The organism is Pseudomonas sp. GNP014 (assembly GCF_054344005.1).
In genome coordinates, this window is the sequence record NZ_JBTGUS010000001.1 from 2,454,046 (window position 1) to 2,471,687 (window position 17,642).

General features: G+C 59.5%; 14 protein-coding genes. 5 read left to right on the forward strand and 9 right to left on the reverse strand.

The window, feature by feature from the left end:
- Nucleotides 1-50 precede the first annotated feature (50 nt).
- Complete coding sequence (gene recJ, locus ACXX9E_RS10915; RefSeq protein ID WP_123464969.1) at nt 51-1,760, forward strand: single-stranded-DNA-specific exonuclease RecJ; 1,710 nt, start codon at nt 51-53, stop codon at nt 1,758-1,760.
- A gap of 267 nt (nt 1,761-2,027) precedes the next feature.
- Nucleotides 2,028-3,134, forward strand: coding sequence for an NADH:flavin oxidoreductase/NADH oxidase (locus tag ACXX9E_RS10920; protein ID WP_458555417.1), 1,107 nt, complete (start codon nt 2,028-2,030; stop codon nt 3,132-3,134).
- Between the two features lie 202 nt (nt 3,135-3,336).
- Here the strand turns inward: ACXX9E_RS10920 and ACXX9E_RS10925 are convergent, their stop codons facing one another.
- Nucleotides 3,337-4,965, reverse strand: a complete 1,629-nt coding sequence (locus tag ACXX9E_RS10925; protein WP_458555418.1) for a glucan biosynthesis protein D — start codon at nt 4,963-4,965, stop codon at nt 3,337-3,339.
- Nucleotides 4,966-5,368: 403 nt separating this feature from the next.
- Here ACXX9E_RS10925 and ACXX9E_RS10930 point away from each other — a divergent pair, with 403 nt between their 5' ends.
- Nucleotides 5,369-5,554, forward strand: a complete 186-nt coding sequence (locus ACXX9E_RS10930; protein WP_123464975.1) for a hypothetical protein — start codon at nt 5,369-5,371, stop codon at nt 5,552-5,554.
- A gap of 50 nt (nt 5,555-5,604) precedes the next feature.
- Here ACXX9E_RS10930 and ACXX9E_RS10935 read toward each other — a convergent pair whose 3' ends face one another.
- Nucleotides 5,605-6,117, reverse strand: a complete 513-nt coding sequence (locus tag ACXX9E_RS10935; protein WP_458555419.1) for a BRO-N domain-containing protein — start codon at nt 6,115-6,117, stop codon at nt 5,605-5,607.
- A gap of 300 nt (nt 6,118-6,417) precedes the next feature.
- Here ACXX9E_RS10935 and ACXX9E_RS10940 point away from each other — a divergent pair, with 300 nt between their 5' ends.
- Both ACXX9E_RS10940 and ACXX9E_RS10945 read left to right on the forward strand, forming a co-directional pair.
- Entirely contained in the window at nt 6,418-7,671 is a 1,254-nt protein-coding gene (locus ACXX9E_RS10940) for an AAA family ATPase (RefSeq protein ID WP_123465986.1), read from the forward strand.
- Entirely contained in the window at nt 7,668-8,300 is a 633-nt protein-coding gene (locus tag ACXX9E_RS10945) for an RloB family protein (RefSeq protein WP_458555420.1), read from the forward strand. Before ACXX9E_RS10940 ends, ACXX9E_RS10945 begins: the two co-directional genes overlap by 4 nt.
- A 44-nt stretch (nt 8,301-8,344) precedes the next feature.
- Here the strand turns inward: ACXX9E_RS10945 and ACXX9E_RS10950 are convergent, their stop codons facing one another.
- The 7 genes from ACXX9E_RS10950 to ACXX9E_RS10980 all read right to left on the reverse strand — a co-directional run bounded on the left by ACXX9E_RS10950 (nt 8,345) and on the right by ACXX9E_RS10980 (nt 17,573).
- A complete protein-coding gene (locus ACXX9E_RS10950; protein WP_458555421.1) occupies nt 8,345-9,826 on the reverse strand; it encodes an APC family permease in 1,482 nt (493 codons plus the stop codon).
- 217 nt (nt 9,827-10,043) lie between these two features.
- Nucleotides 10,044-11,468, reverse strand: a complete 1,425-nt coding sequence (locus ACXX9E_RS10955) for a gamma-aminobutyraldehyde dehydrogenase (protein WP_447808718.1) — start codon at nt 11,466-11,468, stop codon at nt 10,044-10,046.
- Nucleotides 11,469-11,634: 166 nt separating this feature from the next.
- The gene (locus ACXX9E_RS10960) at nt 11,635-12,462 is read right to left on the reverse strand and encodes an ABC transporter permease (RefSeq protein ID WP_186745063.1); all 828 of its coding nucleotides are present in this window, start codon (nt 12,460-12,462) and stop codon (nt 11,635-11,637) included.
- Nucleotides 12,452-13,387: an ABC transporter permease gene (locus ACXX9E_RS10965; RefSeq protein WP_458555422.1), complete on the reverse strand. Its 936-nt coding sequence runs from the start codon at nt 13,385-13,387 to the stop codon at nt 12,452-12,454. The genes ACXX9E_RS10960 and ACXX9E_RS10965 overlap by 11 nt, the downstream gene beginning before the upstream one ends.
- Nucleotide 13,388: 1 nt before the next feature.
- On the reverse strand, nt 13,389-14,426 hold the full coding sequence (locus tag ACXX9E_RS10970) for an ABC transporter ATP-binding protein (RefSeq protein WP_123464989.1): 1,038 nt from the start codon (nt 14,424-14,426) through the stop codon (nt 13,389-13,391).
- Nucleotides 14,427-14,821: 395 nt separating this feature from the next.
- A complete protein-coding gene (ydcS, locus tag ACXX9E_RS10975) occupies nt 14,822-15,973 on the reverse strand; it encodes a putative ABC transporter substrate-binding protein YdcS (RefSeq protein ID WP_186745068.1) in 1,152 nt (383 codons plus the stop codon).
- 112 nt (nt 15,974-16,085) lie between these two features.
- The gene (locus ACXX9E_RS10980) at nt 16,086-17,573 is read right to left on the reverse strand and encodes a gamma-aminobutyraldehyde dehydrogenase (RefSeq protein ID WP_447808720.1); all 1,488 of its coding nucleotides are present in this window, start codon (nt 17,571-17,573) and stop codon (nt 16,086-16,088) included.
- Between the last annotated feature and the right edge of the window lie 69 nt (nt 17,574-17,642).

Here is a 17,642-nt window from a genome sequence, read left to right on the forward strand (position 1 = left end):
CGCCGCCACCGGATTAAACCCACGTATTCAAGAGAAGTTTCTGTCACCCCATGCGTATCGAACCTCGTCAGCTGCCCGCCACTCTGCCTTTTCTCGGTGATATTCCACCGCTGTTGACCCGCCTGTACGCCGCGCGGGGCGTGCAGTCCGAGGCCGAACTGGACAAGAGCCTGGCGCGCTTGATCCCGTTCCAGCAACTCAAGGGCATTGATGCGGCGGTCGACTTGCTGGTGACGGCACTGGAGCAGCGCCAGCGCATTCTGATCGTTGGCGACTTCGATGCGGACGGTGCGACCGCCAGTACCGTGGGCATGCTCGGGTTGCGCCTGTTGGGCGCGGCGCATGTCGATTATCTGGTGCCGAACCGCTTCGAATACGGCTATGGCCTGACCCCGGAAATCGTCGAAGTCGCCCTGACCCGCGAGCCGCAGTTGCTGATTACCGTCGACAACGGCATCTCCAGTGTCGAAGGCGTGGCCGCTGCGAAAAAGGCCGGGCTCAAGGTCTTGATCACTGACCACCACTTGCCCGGCGATGAACTGCCGCAGGCCGATGCGCTGGTCAACCCGAACCAGCCGGGCTGCGAATTTCCGAGCAAGGCGCTGGCCGGCGTGGGCGTGATTTTCTATGTATTGATGGCCTTGCGTGCGCGCCTGCGCAGCCTCGGCTGGTACGAGAGCCAACCACAACCGAATATCGGCGAACTGCTCGATCTGGTGGCGCTGGGCAGCGTTGCCGACGTGGTGCCGCTGGATGCCAACAACCGGATTCTAGTGCATCAGGGCCTGGAGCGGATTCGCGCCGGGCGCGCACGGCCGGGGATCAAGGCGATCCTTGAGGTGGCCAAGCGCGACGCCGCACGTATTACGTCCACCGACCTCGGTTTTATCGTCGGCCCGCGCCTGAACGCGGCGGGGCGCCTGGACGACATGAGTCTGGGTATCGAATGCCTGCTGACCGCCGACGCCAACCGCGCTCGGGAAATGGCCGCGCAACTGGACGGCATGAATCAGGATCGCAAATCCATCGAGCAGGGCATGCAGCGCGAGGCGCTGGCCCAACTCAAGGACTTGCCGGTGGAGTCGATGCCGTTCGGTCTGTGCCTGTTCGATCCCGAGTGGCACCAGGGCGTCATCGGTATTCTCGCGTCGCGGATGAAAGAGCGTTATTTCCGTCCGACCATTGCCTTCGCTGATGCCGGTGATGGTCTGCTCAAGGGCTCCGGGCGTTCTGTGCAGGGCTTCCATATTCGCGACGCCCTGAGCGTGGTGGCGGCGCAGCATCCGAACCTGATTGCCAAATACGGTGGTCACGCCATGGCGGCCGGCCTGACCTTGCCACAGGAGAATTTTGCGCTGTTCGCCGAGGCATTCGATGCTGAAGTGCGTCGGCAACTTCGCGAAGAAGACCTGACCGGGCGCATGCTGTCGGACGGAACACTGGCGGTTGAGGAATTCCACCTCGAACTGGCCCGTGCCTTGCGCCATGCCGGGCCTTGGGGCCAGCACTTCCCGGAGCCGCTGTTCCACGGCGTATTTCAGCTGGTCGAGCAGCGTGTGGTGGGTGAGCGGCATCTGAAAGTGGTGCTGAAAAGCGAGTGCGGTTCGGTGAAGCTCGACGGCATTGCCTTTGGTATCGACCGCGATGTCTGGCCGAATCCGACCATTCAATGGGTTGAACTGGCCTACAAGCTCGACGTCAACGAGTTTCGTGGCAACGAGACCGTGCAACTGATGATTGCCCACATCGAACCGCGCTGACGCCATTCGCGAGCAAGCCCGCTCCCAGCTGGACGGAGTTGTTCTTGTGAGCGGGCTTGCTCGCGAAGGCCGACTTTCACACACAGAATTACTCTGAACCCTGCCTCCTCCTCAGTTGTCGACTAGGCTCTAAGCACTGCTTGATTGGCCTTGTGACGTCTTGTCGAATGTTTTGCCCGCGGGGGCGGGTGTTGTACCTTTTTCCTGTCACTCGTCGACTATTCAAACAGAACCCTGGAGCCTGCCCACTGATTCGAGAGGTGCCCCATGAGTCTGCTGCTTGAACCCTTCACCCTTCGCCAACTGACCCTGCCCAATCGCATCGCCGTGTCGCCGATGTGCCAGTATTCCAGCGTCGACGGCCTGGCCAACGACTGGCATCTGGTGCACCTCGGCAGTCGCGCCGTCGGCGGCGCCGGCCTGGTCTTCACCGAAGCCACGGCGGTCACCGCCGACGGGCGGATTACCGCTGAAGACCTCGGTCTGTGGAACGACGAACAGATTGCACCGTTGCAACGCATTACCCGATTTATTACGTCCCAAGGCGCGGTCGCCGGCATCCAACTGGCCCATGCCGGGCGCAAGGCCAGCACCCATCGGCCGTGGATCGGCAAGCATGGCAGCGTCAAACCCGATGATGGCGGCTGGACCCCGGTCGGGCCTTCGCCGATTGCTTTCGACCCGCAACACACGCAACCGAAACAGCTGGATGAAGGGCAAATCGCTGATGTCATTCAGGCCTTTGTCGATTCTGCCAAACGAGCGTTGACGGCGGGTTTCAGTGTGGTTGAGGTGCATGCCGCGCACGGTTATCTATTGCATCAGTTTCTTTCGCCACTAAGTAATCAGCGCAGGGATCAGTACGGCGGTTCGTTTGAAAACCGCATTCGGCTTGTGCTGCAAGTCACCGAGGCGGTGAGGGCCGTATGGCCGGAAGAACTGCCAGTGTTTGTCCGTGTCTCGGCGACCGATTGGGTGGAGGATGGCTGGAACCCGGATGAAACCGTGGAACTGGCGCGACGGCTGCACACGCTTGGCGTGGATCTCATTGATGTGTCTTCGGGTGGCACCGCAGCGAATGCCGAGATTCCAGTGGGGCCGGGCTATCAGACGCGCTTCGCCGAACGTGTCCGTAAGGAGTCAGGCATCGCCACTGGCACTGTGGGCATGATTACCGAGCCGGCGCAGGCCGAGCACATTCTGCGCACCTGTCAGGCCGACATCATCTTCCTCGCCCGTGAGCTGCTGCGTGATCCGTACTGGCCGCTGCACGCCGACGATGATCTGGGCGGGCGTAAAGCGGTGTGGCCGGCGCAATATCAGCGCGCCACTCATCGTGATCAGCCGATTCACGAGTCAGACTTGCGCGATTGAGTGAGTCGCAATAAAGCAAAAAGCCCCGGTCAGTGATGGCCGGGGCTTTGTTTTGTCTGTTGGTCTTTCGCTGCGATGCTGCGGCCATCGCTGGCAAGCCAGCTCCCACAGATTTGGTGGCGTACGCAAAATCTGTGATCAACACCCATCACTGTGGGAGCTGGCTTGCCAGCGATGAGGCCCGTGCAGGCGCCTCAAATCATTAAGGGTACTTGCGCTTGTCCGGCGCCGGCGGGAAGTACTGGTACAACCAGGTCTCGCTCAGCGTGCGGTCATTGGTGCGAATGAACAAACGCAGTTCCACCGGCTCCACGCTGTCATTGGTCGGGTACCAGTCGAACAGGATCCGGTAACCCTTGATGTCATCGAGCACCAGCACGCTGAAGTCCTGCACCTTGCCGTTCGAGCACGTGACTACCGGTTCGATCCCGGTGCCCTGCGGCAAGCGCTCGAGACCGCCGCCAGTGAAGTCCACGGCAAAACGGCGGGCCCACACCGGCGGGTAGTGCTCGCCCGGTGCCCAGCCTTCAGTGAAGCCGCCCATGCCGGAACGGGTTGCATGCACCCGCGCCAATGGCGTGCCGACCGGCGGCAGGGCGCTCCAGTAGAGCTTGTAGCCGTAATTCAGCGAGTCGCCGGCCGCCACCGGTTTCTTCGGCGTCCAGAACGCGACGATGTTGTCCAGGGTTTCGCCGGTTGTAGGAATTTCCAGCAGATCAATAGAGCCTTCGCCCCAGGCTGTGGTCGGTTCGACCCACAGGCTTGGGCGCTTGCTGTACCAGTCGACGGTGTCCTGATAGTTGGCGAACTCATGGTCGGTCTGCACCAGACCGAAGCCTTTCGGATCCTTGTCGGCAAAAGCGTTGAACTGCAGGGTCGCCGGGTTGTTCAGCGGGCGGCAGATCCACTCGCCGTTGCCGCGCCACATCGCCAGGCGATCGGAGTCGTGGATTTGCGGGTGGATGGTGTCGCACATGCGGCGTTCGTGAGTGCCGCAACTGAACATGCTGGTCATCGGTGAAATGCCCAGTTGTTCGATGGCGGTGCGCGCATTGATGTGGGCGTCGACTTCCATCACCACGCGTTCGGCCTGGCAGTCGATGTCGAAGCGGTAGGCGCCGGTCGCACTCGGCGAATCGAGCAGCGCGTAGACGACAAAACGCGTGGCGTTCTGATCCGGCGTCTCGAACCAGAATTTGGTGAAGTCAGGGAATTCTTCGCGCTTCTTGGCGTAAGTGTCGATCGCCAGGCCGCGAGCGGAGAGGCCATATTGGCCAGTCGCATCCACCGCACGGAAATAGCTGGCGCCGAGGAACGACACCACGTCATGGCGATCCAGCTCCGGTGCCTTGAACAGTTTGAAGCCGGCGAAACCCAGATCGCCTTTCAACTGCTGCGTGTCGACCGAAGTGTTTTCATAGTTGAACAGCGCCGGGCGGAAATGCACCTCGCGGGCGGTGCGGGTCTTGGGATCGACGCTGTACATGCGCACCGGCTGACGGAAACCCATGCCGACGTGGAAGAACTGCACGTCCAGTTGACCCTTGTTCTCCTTCCACAACGAATGGTCGCCGTCGTAGCGGATCGCGTTGAAGTTTTGCGGGGTCATGGTCGCCAGTGTCGGCGGCAGCACCTGTTTGGTGTCCTGATAAGCGTTGCCGGCCAGTTGCTTGGCCTGGCGCTTCAGCGCTTCGAAGTCGAACGCCTGCGCCTCGCCATCGGCGGCGCCGCCATTGGCTGCCCACGCACGGGTGGCCAGCAGGCCGGTGGCCGAAAGACCGGTGTAAGCCGCAATGGCCATGGACGCTTTGAGCAAATTCCTGCGGTGCATAAATACAACCTGTCGTGTGCAATCCCGCGCCTTTCCTGGCACGTGCTGGATCAGAAATAACGGTTCGGACAAGCCTTCGGCCAAACGCAACGGACTATAAACAGATGCCGGCTAGCTTAAACGGTTCGCTCGCCGAGCAAAATTCGTTGATTCACTACGCCAGTGTGTCAATGAAACAAGACATGTCGGTTAAAAGTCTGACAGGGCGTTCTGATTTACACGGCATATCTGCTTTTTTCGACTAATTACTCTAAAAACTGCTTTTCAGCGCCGATTTAATTTCTATTCTATGGGCATGACCGGTGTGACCAGAAGAACCGGTGAGGCACACGACACTGCTGTAAGGGGCAGGGCGATGTGGTGGTTTAGCAGTTCTTTGACGTATTAGAGAAGGACATCGTCCATGGCAAAAATACAAGGCATCACCGAAATGTTGGGCATCTTTCCCTGCCTCGGCAGCGGCCGCAAAAGACGTCGGTTGAGCTCCGACGAACTGAAACTGGTGGAGCGTTATCGAGAGCTATCAGAAGGGGACCGGATTGCGATGCGCTATCTGGTGGATGCGATGCGGAGTGTTTCGCGGTTTTGAGTGGAAATAAAAAGGGGCGGACTGAAAGGTCCGCCCCTTTTTTATTTGGATCAGCTACACGTTCCCAGTACTGGATACGGCCGCTGGCCGTGCATCAACTCCGGCACATCCCGCGATTTGACCCACGCTTGCTGTTGCCAGTGCAGCAACGGCACCGTGACGCCTGCCCAATGCATTGAGCTCAGGCTCGGGTGGTTTTCCACAGGGCTTGATTGGGTTTCGCGCAGCATCGGGATGACTTCATGGCTCAGCCATTGGCGCAGGTGACAGTTTTCCGGGACGAAGTGATGGACGAGCAGGGCAAACAGGCCGGACTCGCTGACCATCGCGCAATCGACGATTTCGCCGTCCTTGCGCAGGAGCACATTGCGACGTTGGTCGGGATCGAGTTTCAGGGTGAGGCGTTCGTTCAGGGGGTAACTCATCAAGCGACCGAGATCTTGCACGTAGAACCAGGTTTCGTGGTTTTGCATGAAGGCGTGGAGGAAGCGGTTGTGGCGGGTGAAGATGGTGGGGGTGAAGTAAGGAAAGTTTTCAGAGGTGTTTTTGATGTGTTTAGGCATTTGTCGACTCCAATATTGAGAATAGAGCCGCCACTCAAATGAGCGCGGTTGCGCCATGTTGATTTTGTTCCGGCTTCGACACCGGGCTGCTGATTTCACAGCCGGAAAGAAGACTATCTGCAGTGTGTTCTACGCGCCAAGTCTGCTCTATCGACAAAAACTGTAGGAAACGGGTTTTTTTCAGGAAGGCTATATCTGTAGGAAATGCCTGTTTTTGCACTCGCTGCAGTCTGTCTGCATCTGAAGCCTGTTTTTTCGTTTATTCATGAAAACCCAAGCAATGAACTGCAGGTTTTCTCCATGTTGATCGAATTCTCGGTATCCAATTACCGCTCATTTCGGGACAGGCAAACCCTGTCCATGGCGGCTAGCCCTCGTCTGAGCAAAACGCGCAATACGTTCAAAGCCTCCACGAGCGCAGAAAAGCTTCCGGAGCTGTTGAAGGTTGCAGCTATTTACGGTCCGAACGCCTCCGGAAAGTCTTCACTGATCCGCGCAATGGGCATCGTCGGACGCTTGCTAGCGACACCTCATGGTTCAAATGACGAAGCACTGCCCGTTTCACCTTTTCGATTTGATTGCACTCTGAGCGATGCGCCCAGTGTCTTTGAGTACGACTTTATTCAGGGCGGACTGCGCTATCGGTTTGTCCTCGGGTTGACCGCACAGAGGATTGTTCAGGAACAACTGACTGCTTACCCGAAAGGTAAGGAAACACTGCTTTATGACCGCCGGTTTGATGCTGAAGGTGAGCATTACCTGTTTGGTAAAACCCTTGAGGGCGGCAAGGAAGTGCATTGCGCCTGGCGCCGATTGACCAGTCCGACGATGCTGTTTATTGCACAAGCCGTTACTCATAGCAGCGAAGAGTTGAGTCAACTGCGCACTCCATTTAATTGGTTTCAAACCGGACTGCTAGTCATAGAACAGAACAACATGCTTGGCTTATCCACAGCCTCGATTCGCTTTCTGCAAATGGTCAAAAATCATACGAGCAACCTGCGCGATTTTCTCAGTGCGCTGGATATTCCTGTGTCTGCGATACAGCTCGATCCGGATGACGCCTCTGCAGACTTGAGCAACAGAAAACTGACCTTGAAGGAGTTCTTCGCGGCGGCTCAAAAGGACAAACTGACCCTCACGCACTCCAGCATTTCAGGCGATGCGCAGTTCGACTTCTCGGAGGAGTCTTGCGGAACCAAGAACCTGATTGGTTTCTGGTTGCCCTGGTTCATGATGAATCAGGCCGGTGGCAGTGGGATCCTCTGTGTCGACGAACTGAATAGCAGTCTTCATCCCGAAATCGTCGCTGACTTGATCGCAAAGCATCTGGACAGTGGCTTGGATACCCAACTGATTTTCACGACACACGATACCCATCTGATGAATGAAAAGATTCTGCGGCGTGACCAGTTCTGGATTACAGAGCGTGATGCGCATGGCGCCACGAGCCTGTTTTCCGTACACGATTTTGGAGGCCGGGAAAGCGAGGATGTCGAGAAACGTTACTTCGAAGGGCGTTATCGCGGGCTGCCGCTGATAAGGCGGGGGTGAGGGTAGTGAGTTCGTTCAAATCGTTTGATCGCAAGGCTCCCCGCTTCAAACCGCAGCCTAAGGTGCTGGTGTTGTGTGAAGACAGTAAGTCAGGGAAACGTTATCTGGAGGAAGCCGCGTTTTACTTTCGGGCCAAGGCTCAGGTTGAGATCGTCCACTGCGGTGTTACACATCCAAGCGGCATTGTTGAGCGAGCAGTCGTAAGGCAAAAAAGCTTCGATAAGGTGTTCTGTGTTTTGGATCGAGACACCCACGTGTGCTTCGAGCGAGCGTTGAATGCAGCGAAGTCTTATCCAAAAATCCAAGTCATCGCATCTTATCCGTGCTTCGAGTTTTGGCTACTACTGCACTTTGGCTACAGTCGCAAACCGTTCAGCACAGTCGGAAAAAACTCTCCGGCTGATTTGGTGACCAAGAGCCTCAGAGCAAAACCCAGCATGGCTGACTATCAGAAAGGCAAAGACGTCAGCTACTTCGCTCAACTACTCGGAAAGCCATTTCAGCAGGCAAGAGCGCTGGCCCCCAAAGTTATTGAGGATGTCGCCCTCAGTGGCGAACACAACCCAAGCACTGAAATTCACTTATTGATCGATGAGTTCGAAACCCTTTCAAAGCCTCAACTGATCTAGCATCACAAACCGTGCCCGCATTACTGCGGGCAGGTTATTTCTCTCTAGCGACCCACCTTCCAAGCATCCCCAGCCGGCGCCTTCCCATGGTCATACGGCTTGCCAATCCACATGTAAACCAAGCCCAAGCCAATCACGATCGCGGTGCTCAGCACCATCGCATAGTTCACGTACCACGCCGCATCCGGCGTACGTGGCCAGGCCATGTTGATGATTGCGCCGACGCCGTACACCAGCGCGCCGATGTTCACCGGCCAGCCCCAGGCGCCGAGGGTGAATTTGCCGCTCGGTTTCCAGCCTTTGCTGCGGGCGTACAGCGCGGCCAGGACGATCATCTGGAACGCGAGGTAGATGCCGATGGCGGCGAAGCTGACGATGGTGGCCACAGCGTCTTGCAGGAAGAAGCCGAGGGCGATGATCAGGGCGGGCAAGACGCCGGACACGAACAGTGCGGCAACCGGCACTTGAGTCGTAGGAGAAATCTTCTTCAGCAGGCGGCTGCCGATGACCATTTCGTCGCGAGCGTAGGAGTACAGCAGACGACTCGCGGCGGCCTGCAGGCTGATGACGCAGGAGATGAAGGAAATCATCACCACGCCCATCACCACTTTCGAACCGATTGGGCCGAAGGCGTTGTTGAGGATGGTGGTGACCGGGTCCTTGTCGGTGCCGTTGATCACCGCTTGCATGTCTGGCACGGCGAGGATCAGCGCGAGGCAGGCGAACATCGCCGCGATGCCGCCGATGTAGATGGTCATGCGCATGGCCACCGGGATTTTTGCGCTGGGGTTCGGGGTTTCTTCGGCGACGTCGCCACAGGCCTCGAAGCCGTAGTACAGGAACATCCCCGCCAGCGAGGCGGTGAGAAATGCTGGCAGGTACGAGCCGTCGACGCTGATGTCGAAGGTGTTGAACAGCACGCTCAACGGTTGGTGACGTTCGAAGATCAGCAGGTAAACGCCGACGATCACTGCGCCGACCAGTTCGCAGAGGAAGCCGAACATGGCGATCCGCGCCAGTACTTTGGTGCCGCTCAGGTTGACCAGCGTGGCGAACAGGGTCAGCACCAGGGCGATGATGATGTTGGTGTTGTTGCTCGGCTCAAAACCCATCATTGCCGCCAGGTATGGGCCGGCACCGACGGCGACTGCAGCGATTGTCACGCACAGGGCTATGGAGTAGATCCAGCCGACCATCCACGCCCATTTCTTGCCCACTAAACGGCGCGCCCAAGGGTAAACGCCACCGGAAATCGGGAACTGCGAAACCACTTCGCCGAAGATCAGGCACACCAGCAACTGGCCGCAACCGACCAGCAAGTAAGCCCAGAACATCGGTGGGCCGCCGGCGGCGAGGCACAGGCCGAACAGGGTATAAACCCCTACAACCGGTGACAGATAAGTGAAGCCCAAAGCGAAGTTTTCCCACAGGCTCATGCTGCGGTTGAAGTTCGAGGTGTAGCCCAGCTGGCGCAGTTGTTCGGCATCGCTGTCGGCAACGGCGGCGAGATCGGGTGAGGCACTCATGTGTGTTTGCTCCGTGAAATCGGCAGATTTCGGATGGCCGAGGCCGTGGCGGGGCTTGGTGGGCGCCGCCCGGGTCGGTAGTTATTGTCAGGTGTTGAATCCTGGTGGTGCGCAGAGCCGGTTTCTGCCTTGAAGCCGGGGTGACGCCATCGCGAGCAGGCTCACTCCTACAATTTGGAATGCGATCCCTGTAGGAGCCAGCCTGCTGGCGATGCTTTTAGTGCTTGAACATCACATGCCGAACCGTGGTGTAGTCCTCTAGCCCATACATGGACATGTCCTTGCCGTAGCCGGACAATTTCTGACCGCCATGGGGCATTTCGCTGACCAGCATGAAGTGCGTGTTGACCCAGGTGCAGCCGTACTGCAAACGGGCGGACAAGCGATGTGCGCGTCCAACATCCGCCGTCCACACCGAGGAGGCGAGGCCGTAGTCCGAATCGTTGGCCCATTCCAGCGCCTGAGCTTCATCGGTGAATTTGGTCACCGAGACCACCGGCCCGAACACTTCGCGGCGGACGATTTCGTCATCCTGTTGCGCGTCGGCCAGCACCGTCGGTTCGAAGAAGAAACCGTTGCCCTCAACAGCCTTGCCACCGGTGATCAAACGGATGTGCGGCTGCGCCACGGCACGTTCGACAAACCCGGCGACGCGGTCGCGATGCTGCGCAGTGATCAGCGGTCCCAGCTCGGTGGAGGGATCATCCTGTAAGCCGTATTTGATGCTGCTGACCGCTGCGCCGAGCTTCTCGACGAACTGTTCGTAGATGCCTTGCTGTGCGTAGATCCGGCACGCAGCGGTGCAATCCTGCCCGGCGTTGTAGAAACCAAAGGTACGGATGCCTTCAACCGCAGCGTCGATGTCGGCGTCATCGAAGATGATCACTGGCGCCTTGCCGCCCAGTTCCATGTGCATGCGTTTGACGCTGTCGGCGGTGCTGGAAATGATGTTCGAACCGGTGGCGATCGAACCGGTCAGCGAGACCATGCGCACTTTCGGATGCGTGACCAGCGGACTGCCCACGGTAGGACCACGACCGAACACCAGATTGAGCACACCGGCCGGGAAGATGTCCGACGCCAGTTCGGCCAGACGCAACGCGGTCAGCGGGGTTTGTTCCGACGGCTTGAGCACCACAGTATTACCGGCAGCGAGGGCCGGGGCGATTTTCCAGGCGACCATCATCAGCGGGTAGTTCCACGGTGCGATGGAGGCGATCACGCCCACCGGGTCGCGGCGGATCATTGAGGTGTGGCCGGGCAGGTATTCGCCAGCCGCCGAACCGCTCATGCAACGGCTGGCGCCGGCGAAGAAGCGGAACACGTCGGCGATTGCCGGGATCTCGTCATTCAGCGCAGCGCTGTAGGGTTTGCCGCAGTTGGCAGATTCGAGTTTCGCCAGTTCTTCGCCGTGGGCTTCGATGGCGTCGGCGAGTCTGAGCAGCAGCAGCGAACGATCTTTCGGCGTGGTTTTCGACCAGTCGGTAAAAGCGCTGTCGGCGGCGCGTACGGCGGCATCGACCTGAGCCTCGGAGGCTTCATTGATTTCCACCAATACTTCACCGAGGGAAGGGTTGAGCACCGCCTGCGCCGGGCCTTCGCCGTTGACCAGTTGGCCGTTGATCAAGAGTCTGGTTTGCATGATTTTGTCCTCACTAACACTTTTATTGTTCTGGCCGAATCGAGAGCCCTATGGGAGCGAGCTTGCTCGCGAAAGCGGTGTATCAGTCGACATCAATGTCGGGTGTGACGGCCTCTTCGCGAGCAGGCTCGCTCCCACAGGGGGATTTTGGGTGTCTGTTGGATGTTTATTTACCGCCACTGCCGGCGACGCTCTCGCCACCGCGCGTCAGGTAATACGCGCCGAGGATCGGCAACATGGTCACCATCATCACCAGCATGGCGACGACGTTGGTCACCGGCACATCCCGTGGCCGGCTCAGCTGATTGAGCAGCCATAACGGCAACGTGCGTTCATGCCCGGCGGTAAACGTGGTGACGATGATTTCGTCGAACGACAGCGCGAACGCCAGCATGCCGCCCGCCAGTAACGCCGAGCCGAGGTTCGGCAGGATGATGTAGCGGAAGGTCTGCCAGCCATCGGCGCCGAGGTCCATCGAGGCCTCGATCAAACTGTGCGAAGTCCGGCGCAGACGGGCGATGACGTTGTTGTAGACGATCACCACGCAGAAGGTCGCGTGGCCGACGATGATGGTGAACATCCCCGGCTCGATCCCCAGCGTCTTGAACGTCGCCAGCAAGGCAATCCCGGTGATGATCCCGGGCAGCGCAATCGGCAGGATCAGCATCAGCGAAATGCCCTGCTTGCCGAAGAAATCCCGGCGGTACAGCGCTGCCGAAGCCAAGGTGCCGAGCACCATCGCAATCAACGTGGCAATGGCTGCGATCTGCAATGAAAGCTTGATCGCCTCCAAAACGTCCGGCCGCGAAAACGCCACGCTGAACCAGTGCAACGTGAAGCCCTTCGGCGGAAAACTGAACGCGGCCTCTTCGGTGTTGAAGGCGTAGAGGAAGATGATCAGGATCGGGAAGTGCAGAAACACCAACCCGCCCCAGGCCGCGATTTTCAGGCCTGGAGAGGCTTTGTCCCCCTGCTTTTCTGAATTAGAGCGCATCGAAGGCCCCCAGACGTTTGACGATAGACAGGTAAACCGCGATCAACACAATCGGCACCAGCGTGAACGCCGCCGCCATTGGCATGTTGCCGATCGCACCTTGCTGCGCGTAGACCATGCTGCCGACGAAGTAGCCGGGCGGCCCGACCAATTGCGGCACGATGAAGTCGCCCAGGGTCAGCGAAAAAGTGAAGATCGAACCTGCCGCAATCCCGGGAATGGACAGCGGCAAAATCACCTGCATGAACGTCTGGCGCGGCTTGGCGCCGAGGTCGGCGGAAGCCTGCAACAGCGATGGCGGCAAGCGCTCCAGCGACGCCTGAATCGGCAAAATCATGAACGGCAGCCAGATGTAGACGAACACCATGAACCGCCCCAGATGCGAGGTCGACAAGGTGCTGCCGCCCACGCCGGGAATGCCGAGGATGAACTGCAACACCGGCTCCAGCCCCAGGTGCTGCACGAACCACTGCGCCACGCCGCCCTTGGCCAACAGCAACGTCCAGGCGTAAGCCTTGACGATGTAACTGGCCCACATCGGCATCATCACCGCGATGTAGAAAAACGCCTTGGTCTTGCCGGTGGTATAGCGCGCCATGTAGTAGGCAATCGGGAACGCGACGATGGCGCTGGCGATTGACACAACGATGGCCATGCCCAGCGTGCGCAGGATGATGTCGAAGTTCGACGGCTGAAACAGCGCGGCAAAATTGGCCAGCGTCAGGTCAGGGGTGACCGCCATGGTGAAGTCGTCGAAGGTGTAGAAACCCTGCCACAACAGCACCAGCAGCGAACCGAGGTAGATCGCGCCGAACCACAGCAACGGCGGCACCAGCAGCAGCGACAAATACAGGTTCGGCTTGCGATAGAGCAGGTTGGAAAACCGGCGAAAGGGCGGCGATTGAGTCATCGCGAGCGTGCTCATCTCACACCTCGCCGGCAACGGTGTCGTGCAGCGCAACCATCGCTTCTCGCGCCCAGCGTGCGCTGAGGCGCTGGCCGGTCTGATGCTGCGCGCTGCTGTCGAGCCACTGATTGTTGGCATGGCTGATGCTCAGGGTCTGGCCGTTTTCCAGCTTCAGCTCATAGCGCGTGGCACTGCCCTGATACTGGATGTCGTGGAGCAGGCCGCTGACTTCGATCTCGTGGGCGGCCAGCGGGCCTTCGGCGAAACGCACATGCTCCGGGCGGATCGAAAACGGCTGCGGATGACCGCTGAGCTGGCGTGCCAGGTCGCCACGAATCACGTTCGAGGTGCCGACGAATTCGGCGACGAACGTGGTGGTCGGTTTCATGTACAGATTGCGCGGAGTGTCGACCTGTTCGATGCGGCCCTTGTTGAATACCGCGACGCGATCGGACATCGACAGCGCTTCGGTCTGGTCGTGAGTGACGAAGATGAAGGTGATGCCGAGTTGGCGCTGCAGTTTCTTCAGTTCGCTTTGCATTTGCTCGCGCAGCTTGAGGTCGAGAGCACCAAGGGGTTCATCCAGCAACAGCACGCGTGGACGATTGACCAGCGCGCGGGCGAGGGCGACACGTTGGCGCTGACCGCCGGACAACTGCACTGGCTTGCGTGCCCCGTAACCGCCGAGGGCGACCATGTCCAACGCCTCTTCAGCGCGTTTATGGCGCTCGGTTCTGCTCACGCCTTTGACCTTCAAACCGTAGGCGACGTTGTCCAGTACGTTCATGTGCGGGAACAGCGCGTAATCCTGGAATACGGTGTTGACGTCACGTTGGTACGGCGGCAGGCCAGCCGCCTCGGCGCCGTGGATGCGGATCGAGCCGGCGCTCGGTTGTTCGAAACCGGCAATCAGGCGCAGGCACGTGGTTTTGCCCGAGCCGGATGGGCCGAGCATGGAAAAGAACTCGCCGTCCTGGATGTCGATGGAAACCCGGTCAACGGCCTTCACTTCGCCGAACTGCCGAGAAACGTTGGTGAACTGGACTGCAAGCGTCATGGTGCGGTGCTCCAAAAAGGCGCGGGCCGTCGCAGCGGCCCTGCCTGGACTTCTGAAAAATCTGAAACATCTAACGGTGAATGCGATCCGCTTTTAGCACCCTCATTCGGCGAGCGAGATGCGATCCGCTCTTAGCGCCCTCATTCGGCGGGCGAGATACGATCCGCTCTTAGCTCCCTCATTCGGCGGGCGAAATGCGATCCGCTTTTAGCGCCCTCATTCGGCGAGCGAGATGCGATCCGCTCTTAGCTCCCTCTCCCTCCGGGAGAGGGCGGGGGGTGAGGGTGGCTTTATTGGCCATTGCCCTTCAATCAAGAGCAAAGTCAAAAGCTACCCCCTCACCCCAGCCCTCTCCCCCAAGGGGGAAAGGAAGCTCGACCGAGGTGCTCCCGGGCTTAGCGCCCGCCCATGATCGCGATGTAGTCCTGAGTCCAGCGGCTATAAGGCACAAACTTGCCACCCTCAGCCTGTGGGGTTTTCCAGAAGGCGATCTTGTCGAACTGGTCGAAACCATTGGTCTTGCAACCTTCAGCGCCGAGCAATTCGCTCTCCTTGCACGCCGCTGGCACCGCTGGCAACGAACCAAACCACGCCGCCACATCACCTTGGACTTTCGGTTTCAACGACCAGTCCATCCACTTGTAGGCGCAGTTCGGGTGCTTGGCTTCGGCGTGCAGCATGGTGGTGTCGGCCCAGCCGGTGGCGCCTTCTTTCGGAATGGTCGAGGCGATCGGCTGCTTCTCGTTGATCAGGCCGTTGACCTGATACGGCCAGGCGCTGGACGCCACCACGCCTTCGTTCTTGAAGTCGCTCATCTGCACCGTGGTGTCATGCCAGTAGCGGTGGATCAGCGGCTGCTGCTGGCGCAACAGTTCAAGCACGGCTTTGTACTGATCTTCGGTGAGTTGATACGGGTCCTTGATCCCCAGTTCAGGCTTGGCGGTCTTCAGGTACAGCGCCGCGTCGGCAATGTAGATCGGCCCGTCATACGCCTGCACACGGCCCTTGTTTGGCTTGCCGTCGGGGAAATTCTGCGCGTCGAACAGCACGTTCCAACTGGTCGGCGGTGTCTTGAACACGTTGCTGTTGTACATCAACACGTTCGGGCCCCACTGGTACGGGGTGCCGTAGGTCTGCTTGTTGACCACGTACCACGGCGCATCTTTCAGGCGCGGGTCGAGGGTGTTCCAGTTCGGGATCAACGCAGTGTTGATCGGTTGCACGCGCTTGCCGACGATCAACCGCAGCGACGCATCGCCCGACGCAGTCACCAGGTCGTAACCGCCCTTGGCCATCAGGCTGACCATTTCGTCAGAAGTGGCGGCGGTCTTCACGTTGACCTTGCAGCCGGTTTCCTGCTCGAAACCGGTCACCCAGTCGTAGGCCTTGTCGCTTTCGCCACGTTCGATGTAACCCGGCCACGCCACGATATCCAGCTGACCTTCGCCGGCGCCGACGGCCTTCAGCGGCTCGGCGGCTTGCAGGCTGGCGCTGGCCAGCAAAGCCGTGGTGATTGCACTGAACAGTGCGGTCTTGTGCACGAACATGGGACACACCTCTTTGTTTATTAGGTTTTTGTTAAGAGTAGTCGCAAGCTCCAAGCTCCAAGCTGCAAGACACAGCGGATTTGCTTTTAACTTGCGGCTTGTAGCTCGCCGCTTAAAGCTCCCGGCTATGCCGGGCCATGATGTGTCGCACCACGCTGTAGTCCTGCAGCGAGTCGCTGGACAAGTCTTTGCCGTAACCCGAACGTTTCAGTCCGCCGTGGGGCATTTCGCTGACCAGCATGAAATGGCTGTTGATCCACGTGCAGCCATACTGCAAGCGGGCGGCGACCTGCATCGCCTTGTCCAGATTCTGCGTCCACACCGACGAAGCGAGGCCGTATTCCGAATCGTTGGCCCAGTCGACAGCCTGCGAAAGCTCGTCGAAACGGGTCACGGTGACCACCGGGCCGAACACTTCGCGCTGGACAATTTCGTCAGTCTGTTTGCAACCGGCGAGCAAGGTCGGTTGATAGTAGAAGCCGGCACCGGAATGCACCGCCGCACCGGTCACGCGCTCGATGTGCGGCTGACCGAGGGCGCGCTCGACGAAGCTGGCAACGCGGTCGCGTTGGCGGGTGCTGATCAGCGGGCCGATCTCGTTGTCGGCATCGCGTTTGCCGGCGAAACGCAGGCTACCGACGGCGGCGCCGAGTTCGGCGACCAGTTTGTCGTGAATCCCGGCCTGCGCGTAGATCCGGCACGCTGCGGTGCAGTCCTGGCCGGCGTTGTAGTAGCCGTAAGTGCGCACGCCTTCGACCACGGACTGGATGTCGGCGTCATTGCAGACAATCACCGGCGCTTTGCCGCCGAGTTCCAGATGCGTGCGTTTCAGGGTCTTCGCCGCAGCCTGCAGGATCTTCTGGCCGGTGACGATATCGCCGGTCAGCGAGACCATGCGCACCTTCGCGTGGCCGACCAAATGGCTGCCGACGCCTTCGCCACCGCCGCAGATGATGTTGATCACTCCACGCGGCAGGATTTCGGCCAGTGCTGGCGCCAGCGCGAGGATCGACAACGGCGTGTGTTCGGACGGTTTGAACACCAGCGTGTTGCCGGCGGCGAGGGCCGGGGCGATCTTCCACGCGGCCATCATGATCGGGTAGTTCCACGGCGCAATCGAGGCGACCACACCAATCGGATCACGGCGCACCATGCTGGTGTAGCCCGGCAGGTATTCGCCGCTGAGCTGACCGGTCTGGCAGCGCACGGCGCCGGCGAAGAAGCGAAACACATCGACAGTGGCGGTCAGATCGTCCTGACGCGCCAGGTGCAACGGCTTGCCGCAGTTCAACGATTCGAGACGGGCGAGGTGGTCGGCGTGTTTTTCAACGGCGTTGGCGATATCGAGCAACAGGTTCGAGCGTTGCTGCGGTGTGGTGCGCGACCATTCGGCGAAGGCGCGATGGGCGGCGAGGATGGCGGCTTCGACCTGCTCAGTGCTGGCCTCGGCGATGTGGGTAAGGATTTCTCCGGTGGCCGGGTTGAGGATCGGTTCGACAAAACCCTGCCCGGCGACCAGTTCGCCGTCGATCAACAACGCGGTACACATCGGGGTTTGCGCGCCAGCCATTTTCCGCGATCTCTTTTCTTGTGTGGCCATTGTTGCTCCCGTACCCGGGAGCCGACCGTCTTATAGATGCAGCAAGACTAGTGCGCGGCTCCGAGGTCG

Excerpts from the sequence above, each read along its gene's own strand:
- ACXX9E_RS10925 (WP_458555418.1), bottom strand. The coding sequence starts at position 4,965 with ATGCACCGCAGGAATTTGCTCAAAGCGTCCATGGCCATTGCGGCTTAC.
- ACXX9E_RS10980 (WP_447808720.1), bottom strand. The coding sequence starts at position 17,573 with ATGGCCACACAAGAAAAGAGATCGCGGAAAATGGCTGGCGCGCAAACC.
- ydcS (WP_186745068.1), bottom strand. The coding sequence starts at position 15,973 with ATGTTCGTGCACAAGACCGCACTGTTCAGTGCAATCACCACGGCTTTG.
- recJ (WP_123464969.1), top strand. The coding sequence starts at position 51 with ATGCGTATCGAACCTCGTCAGCTGCCCGCCACTCTGCCTTTTCTCGGT.
- ACXX9E_RS10970 (WP_123464989.1), bottom strand. The coding sequence starts at position 14,426 with ATGACGCTTGCAGTCCAGTTCACCAACGTTTCTCGGCAGTTCGGCGAA.
- ACXX9E_RS10960 (WP_186745063.1), bottom strand. The coding sequence starts at position 12,462 with ATGCGCTCTAATTCAGAAAAGCAGGGGGACAAAGCCTCTCCAGGCCTG.
- ACXX9E_RS10930 (WP_123464975.1), top strand. The coding sequence starts at position 5,369 with ATGGCAAAAATACAAGGCATCACCGAAATGTTGGGCATCTTTCCCTGC.
- ACXX9E_RS10950 (WP_458555421.1), bottom strand. The coding sequence starts at position 9,826 with ATGAGTGCCTCACCCGATCTCGCCGCCGTTGCCGACAGCGATGCCGAA.
- ACXX9E_RS10940 (WP_123465986.1), top strand. The coding sequence starts at position 6,418 with ATGTTGATCGAATTCTCGGTATCCAATTACCGCTCATTTCGGGACAGG.
- ACXX9E_RS10935 (WP_458555419.1), bottom strand. The coding sequence starts at position 6,117 with ATGCCTAAACACATCAAAAACACCTCTGAAAACTTTCCTTACTTCACC.
- ACXX9E_RS10955 (WP_447808718.1), bottom strand. The coding sequence starts at position 11,468 with ATGCAAACCAGACTCTTGATCAACGGCCAACTGGTCAACGGCGAAGGC.
- ACXX9E_RS10920 (WP_458555417.1), top strand. The coding sequence starts at position 2,028 with ATGAGTCTGCTGCTTGAACCCTTCACCCTTCGCCAACTGACCCTGCCC.
- ACXX9E_RS10965 (WP_458555422.1), bottom strand. The coding sequence starts at position 13,387 with ATGAGCACGCTCGCGATGACTCAATCGCCGCCCTTTCGCCGGTTTTCC.